Origin of the sequence: Pseudomonas fluorescens (genome assembly GCF_902497995.1) — a bacterium.
Lineage (GTDB): Bacteria > Pseudomonadota > Gammaproteobacteria > Pseudomonadales > Pseudomonadaceae > Aquipseudomonas > Aquipseudomonas fluorescens_BK.
Genome location: NZ_CABVII010000047.1, coordinates 1 through 16,901, shown reverse-complemented (window position 1 = coordinate 16,901; position 16,901 = coordinate 1). Strand labels below are relative to the sequence as shown.

Below are 16,901 nucleotides of genomic sequence, written 5' to 3'. Positions count from 1 at the left end.
AGCTCTTCCAATTTTGGCCAGAAGCCGATGACGGCTTCCTCGAATAGGCCTAATACATAGATGCAACGGGGCGGCAGTTTTTTTGAAAGCGGGTAGACAGTGGGGGCGAGTCCATACATAGGAGCTGGCTTGCCAGCGAAGGCGTCTTCATGGACACTGCAAGGCTTGAGACCGCCTTCGCTGGCAAGCCAGCTCTTATAGAACAAAATTTATCTCATTGATTTTTAAGATAAATTATTTGCCGATTTATCGGCATGTTCTCTGCGCGAAAGCGCAGCCTCTTCGCAGGCTGGGCGGCCTCCTACAGGGCGGCGTGAACCTTATTGATCGGCGGTTTGCATTCCGGCTCGGGTGGGTTTGCCCAATGCATGGGAGAAAAAGCGCCCCGCTTCGGAAATCATGGTGCGGTGAATGTCCTTGCGATCGACGCCGTCAGCGTCGGTGCACAAGGCTGGCATCGCCGCCAGTTGCTCTTCGGTACAGGGCGCCATGAACACGAAGTGCCCCGCCCCGGCCAACAACTTGAAGTCCGGCGCGATTGGCAGTTTGCGCGCCAGCGCTGCGGCGTTCTTGTCGAATGCCACCAGTTTATCGCCGTCGCCGCTGTAAAGCAGTACCGGTACATGCACGTCGGCCAGGGTATGGCGACCGAACTTCAGGCTCAGCGGCGCCATCAGCAGCAAGGCATGAACCCGTGGGTCAGCCACCGGTTGCAGGTCATCACGATCAACGATCATTTCGCCTTGAGTATTGCAGGCATCGCGATCATCCGGACGCTCCTGGCAGTAGCGGCGCAGACGGTCCAGGTCCGGCGTCGCACCGGAGAGGATCAATGCGGTTTCGCCACCCGCCGAATAGCCGATCACGCCCACCTGGTTGGCGTTGACGAAGGGCGCAAACATGCGATCGCCCAGGGTCTCTGTGATGGCTTGGGAAATCTGGATCGGCCGGCCGTACAGATTGCTCAGGGTACCCAGGCGGCTGTGGTCCCGGGAGTTGTCGCCGGGATGGATCACCGCCACCACGACGAAACCCTTGCGCGCCAGCGAGGTGGCGAGATCGTGCAGGGCCAGCGGGGTTCCGGTGTTGCCATGGGACAGCATCAGCATCGGGAAACGACCGATGGCGACGCGGGTGTCTTCGCCGGCTTCGACGGTATAGCCCTCGAGTATGCTGGTGTGTTCCTTGTCGCTGGAAGGATAGAAGGCGATGGCGCGCATCGGCTGCAGGTCCAGCGGATCGAGAAAGCTCATCTCATGGAAGCCGACGCTCCAGTGAGGATGCGGCGCAGGTGCGGCGTGCACTGAACTCAGGCTGCCGAGCAGACAAATCAGTAAGCTCGCACAAAGACGCACCATGGGATGCCCCACCTTGTTACTTGACCGGAGACGATAACCCTCGACTGCATAACCCGGGCCAGGACTAGCAACAACCAGAAACAAAAAACTCCGCTTCTGGCACTTGCGTGATCAGAATACAGAGTTTTTTGGTTGTTGCCCGAGCTGTTTGACGTCTTTACGCAAGCCTTACGCGGCGACGAACAACTGCTCGCTGATGTGCGTTTGAGCATCGCTCATGGCTTTGGTACGCACTTCATCACCGTAAGCCAGGCCATGGGCGCGGACGAACTCGATGTCGGTGATACCGAGGAAACCAAACATCACCTTCAAATACTCTTCGTGAGCAACGCCAGTGGCCTGACCGACATGCAGACCGCCGGAAGTCGAAACGACCACGACTTTCTTGTTGCCGCACAGGCCTTCAGGGCCGGCTTCGGTGTAGCGGAAGGTTTGACCGGCAACGGCGATGCGGTCGATCCAGGCCTTGAGCTGGGTCGGGATGGTGAAGTTGTACATCGGGGCGGCAATCACCACGGCATCGGCAGCGAGGAATTCAGCCAGAGCCTGGGCGCTCAGCTCGGCTTCGTGCTGTTGCGCGGCATTGCGCAGTTCAGCAGTGGTGCCGGCAGCGACCAGGGTGGTGGCGGAGAAATGGCTGATGGCGTCGGCCGCCAGGTCACGGTAAGTCACCACCGCGCTCGGCTCGGCGGCCTGCCAGGCGTTGACGACTTGACTGCTCAGCTGACGGGACGCCGAGTTGTCACCAAGAATGCTCGAATCGATATGCAGCAGCTTCATGTGGGATCTCCAGGTGAGGACCGCTCATGGCGATCTGATGGAGACAATCCTACAGGCGAAACCAATAGCTGATTAGATGGCAACAATGCGATAGTTCGTCCCACTGATAGAACAATCGAGAGAGCAACATGCAGGACCTCAATGATCTCTACTATTTCGCCAAGGTGGTCGAAGCCGGTGGTTTCGCGGCGGCCGGGCGCTTGCTCGGAATTCCCAAATCGCGGTTGTCGCGACGGATCGCCGAACTGGAGGAACGCCTGGGCGCTCGCCTGCTGCAACGTACCACCCGTCAACTCAAGCTGACGGCCGTGGGCGAGCGCTACCTGCGGCACTGTCAGGCGATGCTGCTGGAAGCCGAGATGGCCGATGAAGCAGTGGCCAGCATGTCCAGCGAACCCCGTGGGCGTTTGCGGGTGTCCTGTCCCGTCGGACTGGCCCACGAGCTTCTGCCCGGCGTCATCAGTCAGTTTCTGGAGAAATACCCTCAGGTTCAACTGGAGGTCATGTTGCTCAATCGCCGGGTTGACCTGGTGACCGAGGGCATCGACGTCGCCCTGCGCGTACGGGAGTTGGGCGACGAAGACCCGTTGCTGGTCACCCGACGCCTGCGCCAGGCACAAATGGCGATGGTCGCCAGCCCCGCGTTCCTGCACGGACGTGAGATCAACCACCCCGACGACCTGAAAACCCTGCCAGTGCTCGGCGCGCTGGAAGCCGATCGCATGGTGCACATCCGCATGCTTGACCAACAGGGCAAAAGCGTTGAGTTAAGCCTCGAAGCGCGATTGGGTATCGACGATTTCATCGTACGCAAGGCCTGCACCCTGGCCGGCCAGGGCTTTACCATGTTGCCGATGATGTATTGCGAGCAAGCGCTGGCAGATGGCTCACTGGTGCAGTTGCTGCCTGATTGGTCATTGCCTGGCGGCTGGCTGCAAGCGGTCTACCCTCATCGGCGCGGGGTGATGCCGGCGGTGCGCGCCTGGATCGACCATTTGATCGAATCATTCAACGCCTGTGGGGAACGATTGCTATGAAGGCCGCACGCATGAGCGAAGAAGATGTCGCGAAGTTCTGCCTGGCGCTGCCCGGCGCGCGGGAAGACTACAAGTGGGGTGGCGTGCGGGTGTTTTCGATTGCCGGGAACAAGATGTTCGCCTTGCAGAACCTGCGGGGCGCATCCTTGGCGTTCAAGGTCGACAAGGACTTGTTTCTCGGCCATTGCGACCGTCCGGGAATTCATCCGGCACCTTATCTGGCGCGGGCGCAGTGGATCATCATGGCAACGCCCTACCCGCTGGGCGCCGAAGAACTGCAAGGTTTGTTGCAACGCTCCCATCAACTGGTGGTGCGCAAGTTGCCCAAGCGCACCCAGGTCGGCCTGTTGCTTTAGCGCCTGCCTTTTTTAAAACAATGCAAACACATGAGCACCAAGGAACAGCTGGTCGATCCAGAACACCTGATGCATCAGCACGATCATCCAGAACAGCAGCTGAAACGAAAACTTGCGCGTCTTGTGCCGAAACACCTGCTGGGCCAGCAAGGCGCCTGGCCAGCCGCCGGCGAGTTCCACCGCATGCAACACGTTCTCCGGGGTACGCCAGCGATCGAGGCGAGCCTTGCGCTTGTCGCTCCAGTACAGCAAAAACGCCAGCACGCTGACGATGCCATAGGCCGCCAGGGGAATCGGCGAAATGCCCCCCAGCCACATCGACAGCGAACCCGACAGCGGCAGCGCGCACAGAATCGCAAACACCAGCAGTTTCAGCCGAAGATTGCGGATCTCGCCCCCGGACCGACGGCCGGGGTTGTTGCGCGCGCTGGAGTCGTTCATGGCTGGACGGCGGTCCAGTCAACCCAGCCGAACTGCCAGGTGGCGAGGATGAACAGGCCGAACACGATGCGATACCAGGCGAACGCCGCGTAGCTGTGACTGCCGATGAACACGAGCAGGCCGCGCACGGCAATCATCGCGAAGATGAACGCAGTGATGAAGCCGATGGCGAACACAGGAAAATCAGCCGGCACGAACAGGTCGCGGTATTTGTAGCCCGAGTACACCGCCGCGCCGACCATGGTCGGCATCGCCAGGAAGAACGAGAACTCGGTGGCGGTCTTGCGCGACAACCCGAACAGCAAACCGCCAATGATCGTCGAACCGGAGCGCGAGGTGCCCGGAATCATGGCCAGGCACTGGGCAAAGCCGATTTTCAGGGCGTCTTTCCAGGTAATTTCGTCGACGGTATGGGCATGCACTTCATGTTGACGCCGTTCAGCCCACAGCATGACGATACCGCCCACGACCAACGCCGTGGCCACGGTGATCGGGTTGAACAGGTAATGGTGGATCAGGTCGGCGAAAATCACCCCCAACACCACGGCCGGCATAAAGGCGATCAGCAGGTTTGCGGTAAAGCGTCGAGCGCCTGGCTGGGTCGGCAAGCCGACGACCACATCGAAAATCTTGCGGCGAAACTCCCACACCACCGCCAGGATCGCCCCGAGCTGGATGATGATGTTGAAGGCCATGGCCCGCTCACCTCCGAAGTCGAGCAGGTCGGCCACGATGATCTGGTGCCCGGTACTGGAAATGGGCAAAAACTCCGTAAGTCCCTCTACAACGCCAAGTATCAATGCCTGAAAGGCGGTCCAAAGATCCATCAATCCCCCAAGAAGCGATGCGCCACGGCATGCCCCGTTAATATTTTTCAGAACGCCACTGTGATCAGTGCAAATGAAGTCCCGCGCGCGATTCCCCCACAAAACCGTAAAAATTCCGTGAAAAATCAACTTGGAGTCAGGTTTTTCCGCGCGGGGCCGAAATCCTATCAGACAAGCCCGGTCAACGCTTCCGCGTTTATAGGAATTGGGGCTCCCGTCCGGCATCATATCGGGGCTTAACCGGTCAATGCAGGAGCTGCCGCAGGCTGCGATCTTTCGATCTTCCCGGTACAATCCGCCCCCTCTTCGACTTCCCAAGGAGCCCCCATGTCCGGGCTTGAACTGTTTGCCGCCACCCTCGGTGTCATTGCCGTCTGGTTGACGGTCAAACAGAATCCCTGGTGCTGGCCGATCGGTCTGGTCATGGTGCTGCTCTACAGCTGGATCTTTTTTGAAGTGAAGCTGTACTCGGACATGCTGCTGCAGGTGATCTATGCCGCCTTGCAGCTGTATGGCTGGTGGCAGTGGACCCGTGCGGGCGAAACCCGTCAGGGGCGGGAGGTCAGCCAGCTCGATGGTCAATCGATAATGGTCAGTCTTGCCGTCGGCGCGATCGGCAGTGTGCTGCTTGGCGCGGCAATGGCGCACTGGACCGATGCCGCCCAACCCTGGCTCGATGCGGCGTTGACCGGTTTCAGCCTGGTGGCGCAAGTCTGGATGGCGCAGAAACGCGTGCAGTGCTGGCCACTGTGGATCGCCCTGGATGTGATCTTCGTCGGACTGTTCGTCTACAAGGGGATGTACCTGACCGCCGGCCTCTACGCGCTGTTCGCCGTGATTGCCGTGCAAGGTTGGCGGGAATGGCGCGCCGACCCGGTACTGCGCACATGAAAGTCCTGGTGCTCACCGGCCCTGAATCCAGTGGCAAGAGCTGGCTGGCGGCCGAGCTGCAAGCGCATTTTGGCGGCGTTCTGATAGACGAATATGTCCGCTGGTTCATCGAGCAGAACCCGCGCGACACCTGCCTGGCCGACATTACCCCCATTGCCCGCGGGCAACTGCAATGGGAGGACGAGGCCCGCGCCCGGCAGCCGCGATTGCTGCTTCTCGACACTCACTTGCTGAGCAACATCCTCTGGAGCCAGACCCTGTTTGGCGATTGCCCGGCCTGGATCGAACAGGCGTTGCTGGCCAGGCAGTATGATTTGCACCTGCTACTGTCTCCCGAGGATGTTTCCTGGACGGATGACGGTCAGCGTTGCCAGCCCGAACTGAGTCAACGCCGGGCGTTCTTCGATCAGACCCTCGCCTGGCTGAAGCACCATCGACAACCGGTGCAGGTGCTACAGGGCGACTGGGCAGCGCGTCGCACCCAGGCCCTGAAGGCCGTCGAGCGGTTGCTCAATTACTGACCGTTTTTGCGAAACCGGACGCGGCATTCCCCTATTTTGGGGGAAAAGCGTCCATTTTTGAAACACCCTTCCAAGCGCAAACTGGCGATCTGAACGGGTTCATAATCTTTACACCCCGACTGTTACGCTAATGAAACATATCGCCGTCAACCCTTGATCTAGAGCATCGCAACTGCTTTGGCCTGATACAGGCACTTTGCACTGTCTCAAATTTGAAACAATGCCAACACGCCCCTCATCGGGATAATTCGCAAGCTATTGAATTACCACGACAATCAAAAAGCGGCACAGCTTTCGCTCTTTCCTTCATAACGCTGACTAGGGCCAGCTCGCAGAAGAAGGAATAGTTGCCATGGGAACTTTCAACAACGGATTAACCCACCTCCTGCTGGTCGGCTTCGCCACCTCGATAATCAGCGTCAATGCTCAAGCTGAAGGCAATGGGGTCATCGTGCTTCAACGTCAGGTTCAGCCGGTGCACATCGGCCGCGACGCAGGCAAGGACCCCAACCCGACTGCGGTCAATGTCAATCCTTCCGAACGAATCACCCGAAGCCTCGGCAATGCCGAGCTCAGCGATGGCGAATTCGCCAACGTCGCCAGCGGCTCCTCCATTCGCAACAGCATTCCCCAAAATGGCTCAGGCATGCAAGGCCTCAACGTCATCACCAACCCCAACGGCATGCCTGGCATGAGAGGAGGTAATGGTGGCGGCAGTGGCAACGCGATTTCGGGAACCATCAATCGGGCAATGACTTCCGGTCTCGCCCCCCTGAGCAGACTGGCTGGAGGCCAATGACATGACTCGTTCCCTGATCGTACTCGCTCTGCTGGGCTGCACCAGCGCCATGGCTGATTCCGGTGTCCGCGTGATGAATAACGCCGACATTCACGACTCCGGCACCCAGTACAACGGTAACGTCAGCGTCAACCAGGCGGCCGGCGACCAACAACAACAGACCAACATACGGGCGATCGCCATTGGCACCGAAGGCGCCGCGACCACCCGCGTCCACCAGAAAATCGACACCCCCGCCAACTCGTCGATGAACGCGAAGGCGACGATAAGCGGCAGCTCTTTCAGCAACGGCAACGGTGTACTGGGCGTCAACCAGAGCGCCGGGGCCAACAACCAGATGGCCAACGTCCTGCGCATCAGCATCAGTGCTGCACCGCAGAGCGTCGACGATAGCGCCCTTTCTCAACAGAACGTGGCGTTGCTACCAACCTCAGGAACAGCTGGCATTCCAATCGGTAGTCGCCAGGTCGCTATCAGCGACCAGGCCTTCACCGGCAGCCGAGGAGTGATTCAGGTGAACCAGAGCGCCGGGGTGGGGAACCGAATGGCTAACACCCTGAGCATCCAGGTCTCGGACTGAGACCAAACGCAGTGCAATTAGAAAGTAAACACTTAACCAACTAATAGGCACGGAGAAACACCATGAAACCTACAATGGCTCTCAAACCACTGGTTTTCGCACTGGCCGCAGTGATGGCAATCGCAGCACAAGCAGGCGGTCGCGATGATGATCGCGGTCATGGTCATGGCAATGGCCATGGCAACAACAACGGGCATGATCGCGGCCCAAGCTTTGAAACACTTCTGTCACTCAAATCCGGCGCCAAGGCTGCCGTGCTGGACGTGCAAAACAGCTATGGCAATAAGGCATTTAACCAAGGCACCAAAAACGAGGCTAAGGGCGACAACTCACTCAATGGTTCCAACGGCAACGCGGGCGCCAACATTGCCGCCGGTGACGGTAACCAGCAAGACAATGCCGCTGCACTGGCCACTGCCGACGAAAGCTTCATCTTCGGCACCGCAACCGCCGTTTCAGCCGCAACTCAATACAACACCAGAAACGGGGCCAAAAACTACTCCAGTAGTAACGCGTCGACCCTCAACAACGCCGGTAGCAACGGTTCCGGCAACATCGGCATGAACGTGACTTCCGGCAGCTTCAACCAACAGAAAAACAACCTGGCCATCGCTGTATCGGGCGGCCGTGTAGCAACCGCGGCGGCTGTGGCCACCCAAAGCTCCACCGGGCTGGATGTCGACAACTATGGCACCCAGGTTTACAAGACAGACACGCTCACAGGCACCTTTACCGCTGCGGGTGCGTTCGTGGCAGCCGGCAAGGCCGTTTCCAGAGAGGATGACCATCATGGCAACGGCCATGGTTATGGCAAAGACAAAGGTGGTCGTGGCGGCCATGACGATGTCACCAAGTCTGATTTCGTCGCTGTCGGCGTATTCGGCCTGGCTGGCGTAACCACTGAACAAAAACTGACGCCAGATGGCTGGAAAAACCCTGTAACCAACACCGCCACCATGGCCGGTTCGATGAACGGCTTCTCCGGCAACGGCGGCGCCAACGTATCGTCTGGTGTAGGCAACCAACAAAGCAACTCGCTGTCCATCGCAGCAGGCTGCAATGCCTGCCTGTGATCGCGATCGAAATAAAAGCCCCGGCAACGGGGCTTTTCCACAGTCCGCAAAGGCGTATCGATCATGCGTAAGACTGCCCTTCTCGCCCTGCTCTGCCTGTCTGGCCTGACTCAGGCCGCACAGATGCCTGTGGCCGCCCTCCCTGGCGGCATGCTGGTCTACAAGGATGTACAGAGTTTGCGTGAGCGCAAGTTCAGCGACATCGTCGAACAGAAAACCGATTTCAGCTGCGGCGCCGCCGCACTGGCGACGATCCTGCGCCAGGCCTATTGGCTCGACGTCGATGAGGAGCACATCATCAAAGGCATGCTGGTCAACGCTGACCAAGACCTTGTTCGTACCCAGGGTTTCTCCATGCTGGACATGAAGCGCTACATCGAAAGCATCGGCATGCGCGCCCGGGGCTACAGGATTCCCACCGAAAAACTGGATGCCGTATCGATTCCGGTGGTGGTGCTAATGGAAATTCGCGGCTACAAGCACTTCGTGGTGATGCAGCGCGCCGACAAGGACTGGGTCTACATCGGTGACCCCGTACTCGGTCACAAACGCTACTCCCATGATGACTTTATCAAAGGCTGGAACGGCATTGTCTTCGCTATCGTAGGTCCCGGTTATGAAAAAACCAATGCACTACGCAGTCCACCGGAACCCCTGACGGCCAAGAACAAGCTGGATAACTTCAATCCGGTCAAAGATGCTGAATTGATGGATTTTGGTTTCATACAGAGCGACTTCTTTTAATCGCCAAGATGATAGTGGGGCGGGATGCTCCGGGAGCAGCAGATGAAAACCTCATACTGGCTGGCCGCTGCCTGTCTGGCAGCGAGCGCTTCAGGCTATGCCAACGGATTCAAGCCCATCGAAATCAATGACCATGAGCTCGGCGAGTTGCGCGGTCGTTTCGTCATGCCGGGACGGATCATCAGTTTCGGTATTGTCATGAGCAGCACCTGGCGTAATGCCAGTGGTGATTTGATCGGGGCCGCCACCTCGATGCAGATTCAGGCAGGCACTGTAAAACCCGAATTCTACGTTTCAACCTTTGGCAAGTCCGGTGACGGCAGTACCCCCGGACAAGGCACCGGCAACGTGATTGGCGGCGCTGGCTTGAACAGTGCGCAAGGGATCACCCAAAGCGTGCGAGCCGCCGGCGACGGCAACACCGCCTACAACAACGTCGCGATCGACGTCAAAGAGGCCCGTCATGCTCCGGCCCTCAACCCGGGCCAAGGCCAGGTGTTGATGAGCGGACAAACCATCACCGGTAGCAATGCGGCCGGCAGTGTAGCCGTTTCCGCCACCGGCGGCGGCATCCAGTTGGCCATTCAAGCCAACAACAACCAGGGCACGAGCATGCAGCAAGTGGCCCAGGGCGGCCTGTTGCAAAACACACGGTTACTGGGCAACAGCAACATGGTCAATAACCTGACTCAGCTTAATGTAGTGCTGAACAATAATGGCCCGAGCGCCGGTGCACTGGACTGCAACCTGACTCAACTTAACGCACTACGCAGTCTGGGATATTGAACTACGCTGAGTCTCGATCATTGGGCATAAAGGGACGGCTATTCATGTATCGATCAGTATCACTGCGCGCAGTTGTTTGTTTAAGCACACTCCTCCCGGCGGCGATGCTGCAAGCAGCACCCGCTTCGGATGTAGAAATTCTGAAACAGGAGCTTCTGGAGCTCAAGCAACGATACGAAGTACAACAAAAAGCACTGGCGATCCTCGAACAACGGGTCCGTCAGGTAGAAGATCAACCGGCAACCCCACAACCTAAACGTCTGGCCAAGTCGCCAGCCGATCTCAAAGGCAGTTCACAAGTCGCTACCGGTACCGGTGCCGCGGCGGCTTCGGGGGGCGCTGCCGGGGGCAGCGGCAGTTCCTACGGGCAATCGCTGGCGGATGATTCACAGCCTGCACAAAGCGTTTCCAACCTGTACGACGAGGCCAGCGGGTTCTTCGGCGGCGGCAAGTTCAGCCTGGAAACCGGGCTGACCTATTCCCGGTACGATACGCGCCAACTGATTCTCAACGGCTTCCTCGCGCTGGACTCGATCTTTCTGGGCAACATCAACCTGGACCGGATCAAGGCCGATACCTGGACACTTGACCTCACCGGCCGCTACAACTTCGACAACCGCTGGCAGTTCGACCTGAACGTGCCGGTGATCTACCGTGAGTCGACTTATCAGTCCGGTGGCGGTAACGACGGCGCCGCCGGCGTCACGACCGAAGAGACCGTCACCAAGGATCCAACCATTGGCGACGTCAACTTCGGCATCGCCTACAAGTTCCTGGACGAGTCGATCAATACCCCGGATGCCGTGGTTACCTTGCGGGTCAAGGCACCTACCGGCAAGGATCCGTTCGGCATCAAGTTGCGCCAGTCCGACGTCAACACCAACCTGTTCGTGCCTGACACCCTGCCGACCGGTAACGGCGTCTGGTCGATCACGCCGGGCATCTCGCTGGTCAAGACCTTCGACCCGGCCGTGTTGTTCGGTAGCCTCTCCTACACCCACAACTTCGAGGATTCCTTCGACGACATCAGTTCCACCGTCAACCAGAAAACCCCGGGCAAGGTGCGGATCGGCGACAGCTTCCAGATCGGCGCCGGTATTGCGTTTGCGTTGAACGAAAAGATGAGTATGTCGTTCTCGGTGTCTGACCTGGTGCAACGTAAAAGCAAGATCAGGGAAGACGGCGGGGATTGGCAATCGGTTACCTCGAGCGATGCCAACGCCGGTTACTTCAACGTCGGCATGACCATTGCGGCCACCGACAACCTGACCATCGTCCCCAACCTGTCCATCGGCATGACGGATGATGCCCCGGACTTTACCTTCAGCCTGAAATTCCCGTACTACTTCTGATCCACAACCGACAAGCCCCGTTGCGACTTCAATCGCAGCGGGGCTTGTCGATCAAAAGATCTTGCACCTAGCGGATCTGGTGCTTGTGCAGCAATCGGTAAAAGGTCGGCCGCGACACGCCCAATACCCGGGCGGCGACGCTGAGATTGTCGCTGTGGCGGTTCAACACATCGCACAACGCCTGGCGCTCGGCGCGGGTCTTGTAGTCTTCAAGGGTACCCATCGGTGCGGCGATCGCATGCTGGCTGATCAGTCCCAGGTCTCGCGCCTCGATCTGCCGTCCTTCCGCCAGTACCAGTCCGCGGCGCACCCGGTTCGCCAGCTCACGAACATTGCCCGGCCAGTCATGCTTGCCCATGGCAATCAGGGCGTCTTCGCTGAAACTGCGAGGGCGGCGACCGGTTTCATGACTGTAGAAATGGGAAAAATGATTGGCCAGCATCGACAGATCGCCGTGACGCTCGCGCAAGGGTGCGGTGACGACTTGCAGGACGTTCAGCCGGTAGTACAAATCTTCGCGAAAGCGTTTTTTCTCGATGGCGGCCTCAAGGTCGACGTGAGTCGCCGCCAATACCCGCACATCCACTGGAATCGGCTTGCTGCCGCCGACACGCTCGATGTGCTTTTCCTGGAGGAAACGCAGCAGGTTGGCTTGCAGCTCCAGGGGCAGGTCACCGATTTCGTCGAGAAACAGCGTCCCGCCGTTGGCGGCTTCGATCCGCCCGACCTTGCGTTGATGGGCGCCCGTAAAGGCCCCCTTCTCGTGGCCAAACAGTTCGGATTGAATCAAGTGTTCGGGAATCGCGCCGCAATTGATGGCGACAAAGGGCTGGCTGTGTCGCTGGGACTGTCGGTGCAGTGTGCGGGCGACCAGCTCCTTGCCGGTCCCGCTTTCACCGCGAATCAATACCGGAGACTCGGTGGGTGCCAGTTTGCTCAGCAGCTTGCGCAGTTCGCGAATCGGCTTGCTGTCGCCGAGCAGTTCATGCTCAGGCTGATCAATGTGAACCGTGCCCTGGCCGCGCAGGCGCGCCATGCCAAACGCCCGGCCCAGCGTCACTTGAACCCGGGACACATCGAACGGCAAGGTATGGAAATCGAAAAACCATTCGCAAACGAAGTCTCCGACATTCTGTAGGCGCAGGACTTCCTGGTTAAGTACGGCGATCCACTCGGTGCCGCTACGGCTGATCAACTCCTTGACCGCGTCCGGACGTTCGAGGTGAAAAGGTTGCAATCGCAACAGGCCGACGTCGCAGGTTTTGTCTGCGGCGTTTTCCAGGGTACAGCTGTCTACATCCCATCCCACAGAGCGCAAACCCGGCAACAGGCGATGGCAGTCGTCGCAGGGGTCCACTACTAATAGACGTCGTAAGGCAGGCGCTTCGCTCATGACTGTTCCTTGGCGCCAAATATATGAAATATTATTAAAAACAGTCATTTGGCGATCTTGTTTGTAACGTTAGCAAGATTTTGACGGGGCCTTGTACCATTTGACTATATGAACGATTCGCAAATAGTTATAAGAAGTTGTTTTGTTAGTTGCCTAACGACTTCAATCTTTCATTCAGCTTTCAAAACCTGCCCTAACCCCTGGATCAATAAAGAAAGTTTAAATATCTTTGAATTGCATGTGACCCGCCCCCCGGTTGCGGGCATCAGTACAAGTAACGAGCCGAACGGTAAGCCCAACCGCCGGCACCTCACTTGATTGGGCATACAGAGAGACGATCCCATGAACGCCCCGCTCCGTATCAACGAAGCTCTTTTGATCGCCGACCGCGCATTCCAACCCTTTCAATGCGTGGCCTGGGCCCCACAGGACGGAAATGGCGAACTCAGCCTGAGCGTCATCGACCGTACCAACACCCGCATCGGTCGCAAACAGATTCCAAGCAGTGCCTATACCGATCCCGCGCAACTTGAGAGCCTGCTTAATCAGGCACGTGCCGAGTTGAGCGAGGAAGGCTACACCCTGCAATCGTGGTCGATGCCGCACTAAGCATTTTTTGCGGGTTGCTTCATGTAACCCGCCCCCTCCTCTATCATGTGTCGCTGGCTTTGCATGGCCATCTGCACTTCACGATGGTTTATTTCGAACCTGTGCGAGCCGGTTTGATTGCCAGGCTTGCCAATGGTTCGAAAAGACACTGTTCTGGCACAAAACGCCCCTCCGCCTGTTAGTTCTCACTGTTGTGCATCTGTGCATTCAGGGATTGAATGATTCCCCTAATGAACGTCGCCACCCAACTTCTGGATCGGACGACTCGCAAGGAGCTGCGTGCATGTCAATCCAGACCGCTTTTACCTTGACTCCCACCCTGAACTACGCCGGAGCACTCGATTTGTCCTTCGCCGGCACCGGCACGACCCAAGTGTATTTCGCCGGCAGCACCTCCAGCATGGCCAACGGGGTGGCGATCGATTCACAGGGCAGGATGCTGGTCGCGGCGAAGGTCGGAACGCCAGGTGGTAGCCGCTTCGGCCTGGCCCGCCTGCTGGAAGATGGCTCGGCCGACCTGGTATTCGGCCATCGAGGCAGCGTCATCGGGCAGTTCGAACACGGCTTCGAGGCGATGGGTGGAAAAGTCCATGTCCTGGCCGATGGGCGCATCCTGCTGGCCGGGCTGCACTACGATAATGCGCACCGGACACTGCCCGCCCTCGCACTCTTTGACCAGCAGGGCCGCCCGGTTCAAGGCTTTGGCGACAATGGCCGCTGCGTGGTGCGCCTGCCGGGCAATCTTTCCACGGGTGCGCGCGACGGCTGGCTGCCCCCTGGCGTGCCAGGCACAGAAGCCTGTGATGTTCGCGTGCAGGAGGATGGTCGCATCCTGCTGCTGGCCAATCATCACTTTGAACTGGCCGATCATGTCGGCATGCTGATTCGACTCGATGCAGACGGTTCGCTCGACAGCACATTCAATGGTCGTGGCTTCGTGATAGTCAGGCATTTGCTGATGAACACCTGGATCAACAGCCTGATGGTTCAACGTGACGCCCGGATTCTGGTGGGCGGCTCGATCAACTTCCCCCAGGAAGGCCTGTTGGCCCGCTATCACACCGATGGCCGGCTCGACGAAAGTTTCGCCGTGGACGGCTTCATGAGTTTCAAGGCACAAGAGCGCAGCACTCAGATCAGCCAGATCATCCAGCACGACAATGGCGACTTGCAGTGTTTTGGCAGCAGCCGCGACCCCATGCACTGCCTTTCACTGAAAGTCCACAGCAACGGCCGTCCGGACAGCCATTGCAACGGCGGCCATCCGCAACTGCTGGCAATCAGCCGCAGTGGCTGCCAGTGGAACGCCGCCCTCGTATTGCCGGACGGCTGCGTACTGGCGGCAGGCGCAACCCTCGGCGGCGAGGGCGATTTCATTCTGGCCCGCTACATGCCCGACGGACAGCTCGATTGTCGCTTTGGCACTGGTACCGGCTGGGTTCGCACCCGCCAGGGTCGCAGCCTGGATATTGCCACTTCATTGGCCGTGCAAACGAACGCAAGCATAGTCGTGGCGGGCTCTTCACTGGACGGCAACTATCGGGCCGTCGTCGTACGTTACCTGGGTTAATCCAAAGGATTTTTCCTACACTTGATCTTCCGTTGTTCTTACGGCAAGTTGCGCGCTTCTTAATACAAGGAGTAGCCAATGTCCGGCTCAATGACCCAGGCGTTCGCGCATAATTTTCTCGGGCATTCCCCCCGCTGGTACAAGGCGAGCATTGTCGGCTTCCTGATCCTCAACGCCCTGGTGCTGTGGACGGTTGGCCCGGTGGCGGCGGGCTGGCTGCTGGTGCTGGAATTCATCTTTACCCTGGCCATGGCACTCAAGTGTTATCCGTTGATGCCCGGTGGCCTGCTGCTGGTTGAAGCCCTGCTGTTGAAGATGACCACGCCCCAGGCACTCTATGACGAACTGGTGCACAACTTCCCGGTGATCCTGCTGCTGATGTTCATGGTGGCCGGCATCTACTTCATGAAAGACCTGTTGTTGTTCCTGTTCTCGCGCCTGCTGCTCGGGGTCCGCTCCAAGGCCATGCTGGCGCTGATGTTCTGCTTTCTGTCGGCGTTTCTGTCGGCGTTTCTCGATGCCCTGACCGTGACGGCCGTGATCATCAGTGCGGCGGTGGGTTTCTACTCGGTGTATCACCGCGTCGCCTCGGGCGACGATCCGCGGCATGACACCCCGATCGGTAACGACCAGAATTTGCCCCAACTGCATCACGCTGACCTCGACCAATTCCGCGCTTTTTTGCGCAGCCTGCTGATGCACGGCGCCGTGGGTACCGCGCTGGGCGGCGTCTGCACCTTGGTCGGCGAGCCGCAGAACCTGCTGATCGGCCATGAGATGGGGTGGCACTTCGCTGAATTTTTTCTGAAAATCGCCCCGGTTTCCTTACCTGTGCTGGTGGCGGGCCTGGTGACCTGCGTCTTGCTGGAGAAATTGCGCTGGTTCGGTTATGGCACACTGCTGCCGGACAACGTGCGAGTCGTGCTGGCCAACTACGCCGCCGAAGACAACGCCGCACGCACCGCGCGCCAACGCGCCGCACTGATCGTGCAGGGGCTGGCGGCCTTGATCCTGATTGCGGGGCTGGCGTTTCACGTCGCCGAGGTCGGCCTGATCGGTCTGATGGTGATCGTGCTGATCACCTCATTCACCGGCATCACCGACGAGCACCGCATCGGCAACGCGTTCAAGGACGCCATGCCGTTCACGGCGCTGCTGGTGGTGTTCTTCGCGGTGGTGGCGGTGATTCACGACCAGCAACTGTTCACACCGCTGATCCAGTGGGTGCTGGCACTGCCGGCGGAGCAACAGCCGGGCATGCTGTTCATTGCCAACGGCTTGCTGTCGGCCATCAGCGACAACGTGTTCGTCGCGACCATTTACATCACCGAAGTGAAACAGGCCTTCCTCTCCGGCCACATGAGCCGCGAGCATTTCGAAACATTGGCGATTGCGATCAACACCGGCACCAACCTGCCGAGCGTGGCGACGCCCAACGGTCAGGCGGCGTTTCTGTTTCTGCTGACGTCGGCGATCGCACCGCTGATTCGCCTGTCGTATGGGCGGATGGTGTGGATGGCGTTGCCTTACACCGTGGTGATGGGTGCGCTGGGCTGGTACGCCGTTAGTTTCTGGCTGTAAACACCGGCCAAAGTGGGAGCGGGCTTGCTCGCGAAGGCGGCGTGTCAGTCACCAATGATGTGACTGACACGCCGCCTTCGCGAGCAAGCCCGCTTGTATGCTAGGACTTGAAGGGAGGAGAAGGGACAAAGCCCGATTCTGACTGTTGACGCAGTACAGATCCGTGGGAGATTTCGCCCCTCCTCCTTTCACCCAAGCGCCGA

General features: G+C 58.8%; 19 protein-coding genes. 13 read left to right on the top strand and 6 right to left on the bottom strand.

What is annotated here, in order from left to right:
• From F8N80_RS31845 to F8N80_RS30590, 3 genes are all read right to left on the bottom strand, one after another.
• Nucleotides 1-206, bottom strand: a 206-nt coding sequence (locus F8N80_RS31845; protein ID WP_224790781.1) for a hypothetical protein, incomplete at its 3' end; no start/stop codon positions are given.
• Between the two features lie 114 nt (nt 207-320).
• Nucleotides 321-1,358: an alpha/beta hydrolase family protein gene (locus F8N80_RS30595; protein WP_150745561.1), complete on the bottom strand. Its 1,038-nt coding sequence runs from the start codon at nt 1,356-1,358 to the stop codon at nt 321-323.
• Nucleotides 1,359-1,526: 168 nt separating this feature from the next.
• Nucleotides 1,527-2,138 (bottom strand): FMN-dependent NADH-azoreductase, encoded by a 612-nt coding sequence (locus tag F8N80_RS30590; RefSeq protein ID WP_150745562.1) that lies wholly within the window; start codon nt 2,136-2,138, stop codon nt 1,527-1,529.
• A gap of 128 nt (nt 2,139-2,266) precedes the next feature.
• Here F8N80_RS30590 and F8N80_RS30585 point away from each other — a divergent pair, with 128 nt between their 5' ends.
• Both F8N80_RS30585 and F8N80_RS30580 read left to right on the top strand, forming a co-directional pair.
• Nucleotides 2,267-3,175 (top strand): LysR substrate-binding domain-containing protein, encoded by a 909-nt coding sequence (locus F8N80_RS30585; protein ID WP_150785316.1) that lies wholly within the window; start codon nt 2,267-2,269, stop codon nt 3,173-3,175.
• Nucleotides 3,172-3,531 carry an MmcQ/YjbR family DNA-binding protein gene (locus tag F8N80_RS30580; protein WP_150745564.1) on the top strand — a complete coding sequence of 120 codons (360 nt, stop codon included), beginning with the start codon at nt 3,172-3,174 and terminating at the stop codon, nt 3,529-3,531. Before F8N80_RS30585 ends, F8N80_RS30580 begins: the two co-directional genes overlap by 4 nt.
• Before the next feature lie 12 nt (nt 3,532-3,543).
• Here the strand turns inward: F8N80_RS30580 and F8N80_RS30575 are convergent, their stop codons facing one another.
• A complete protein-coding gene (locus tag F8N80_RS30575) occupies nt 3,544-3,972 on the bottom strand; it encodes a DUF1294 domain-containing protein (protein WP_150785315.1) in 429 nt (142 codons plus the stop codon).
• Nucleotides 3,969-4,799: an undecaprenyl-diphosphate phosphatase gene (locus F8N80_RS30570; protein ID WP_150745566.1), complete on the bottom strand. Its 831-nt coding sequence runs from the start codon at nt 4,797-4,799 to the stop codon at nt 3,969-3,971. Before F8N80_RS30570 ends, F8N80_RS30575 begins: the two co-directional genes overlap by 4 nt.
• 327 nt (nt 4,800-5,126) lie before the next feature.
• Between F8N80_RS30570 and pnuC the strand changes: the two genes are divergently transcribed.
• From pnuC to F8N80_RS30530, 8 genes are all read left to right on the top strand, one after another.
• A complete protein-coding gene (gene pnuC, locus F8N80_RS30565; RefSeq protein WP_150785314.1) occupies nt 5,127-5,690 on the top strand; it encodes a nicotinamide riboside transporter PnuC in 564 nt (187 codons plus the stop codon).
• The gene (locus F8N80_RS30560) at nt 5,687-6,211 is read left to right on the top strand and encodes an AAA family ATPase (RefSeq protein ID WP_150745582.1); all 525 of its coding nucleotides are present in this window, start codon (nt 5,687-5,689) and stop codon (nt 6,209-6,211) included. Before pnuC ends, F8N80_RS30560 begins: the two co-directional genes overlap by 4 nt.
• Nucleotides 6,212-6,563: 352 nt before the next feature.
• Nucleotides 6,564-7,010: a hypothetical protein gene (locus tag F8N80_RS30555; protein ID WP_150745568.1), complete on the top strand. Its 447-nt coding sequence runs from the start codon at nt 6,564-6,566 to the stop codon at nt 7,008-7,010.
• Between the two features lies 1 nt (nt 7,011).
• The gene (locus F8N80_RS30550) at nt 7,012-7,590 is read left to right on the top strand and encodes an adhesin (protein WP_150745569.1); all 579 of its coding nucleotides are present in this window, start codon (nt 7,012-7,014) and stop codon (nt 7,588-7,590) included.
• Between the two features lie 62 nt (nt 7,591-7,652).
• Complete coding sequence (locus tag F8N80_RS30545) at nt 7,653-8,663, top strand: heme utilization protein (protein WP_150745570.1); 1,011 nt, start codon at nt 7,653-7,655, stop codon at nt 8,661-8,663.
• A gap of 63 nt (nt 8,664-8,726) precedes the next feature.
• Nucleotides 8,727-9,407, top strand: a complete 681-nt coding sequence (locus F8N80_RS30540) for a C39 family peptidase (RefSeq protein WP_150745571.1) — start codon at nt 8,727-8,729, stop codon at nt 9,405-9,407.
• 42 nt (nt 9,408-9,449) lie between these two features.
• Nucleotides 9,450-10,193 (top strand): hypothetical protein, encoded by a 744-nt coding sequence (locus tag F8N80_RS30535; protein WP_150745572.1) that lies wholly within the window; start codon nt 9,450-9,452, stop codon nt 10,191-10,193.
• A 44-nt stretch (nt 10,194-10,237) separates the two neighbouring features.
• Complete coding sequence (locus F8N80_RS30530; protein WP_150745573.1) at nt 10,238-11,545, top strand: autotransporter domain-containing protein; 1,308 nt, start codon at nt 10,238-10,240, stop codon at nt 11,543-11,545.
• A 67-nt stretch (nt 11,546-11,612) separates the two neighbouring features.
• Here F8N80_RS30530 and F8N80_RS30525 read toward each other — a convergent pair whose 3' ends face one another.
• Nucleotides 11,613-12,938: a sigma-54 dependent transcriptional regulator gene (locus F8N80_RS30525; RefSeq protein ID WP_150745574.1), complete on the bottom strand. Its 1,326-nt coding sequence runs from the start codon at nt 12,936-12,938 to the stop codon at nt 11,613-11,615.
• A gap of 342 nt (nt 12,939-13,280) precedes the next feature.
• Here F8N80_RS30525 and F8N80_RS30520 point away from each other — a divergent pair, with 342 nt between their 5' ends.
• From F8N80_RS30520 to nhaB, 3 genes are all read left to right on the top strand, one after another.
• On the top strand, nt 13,281-13,547 hold the full coding sequence (locus F8N80_RS30520; RefSeq protein WP_150745575.1) for a hypothetical protein: 267 nt from the start codon (nt 13,281-13,283) through the stop codon (nt 13,545-13,547).
• A gap of 283 nt (nt 13,548-13,830) precedes the next feature.
• Nucleotides 13,831-15,117: a hypothetical protein gene (locus F8N80_RS30515; protein WP_150745576.1), complete on the top strand. Its 1,287-nt coding sequence runs from the start codon at nt 13,831-13,833 to the stop codon at nt 15,115-15,117.
• 78 nt (nt 15,118-15,195) lie between these two features.
• A complete protein-coding gene (nhaB, locus tag F8N80_RS30510) occupies nt 15,196-16,698 on the top strand; it encodes a sodium/proton antiporter NhaB (protein ID WP_150745577.1) in 1,503 nt (500 codons plus the stop codon).
• Nucleotides 16,699-16,901: the final 203 nt, after the last annotated feature.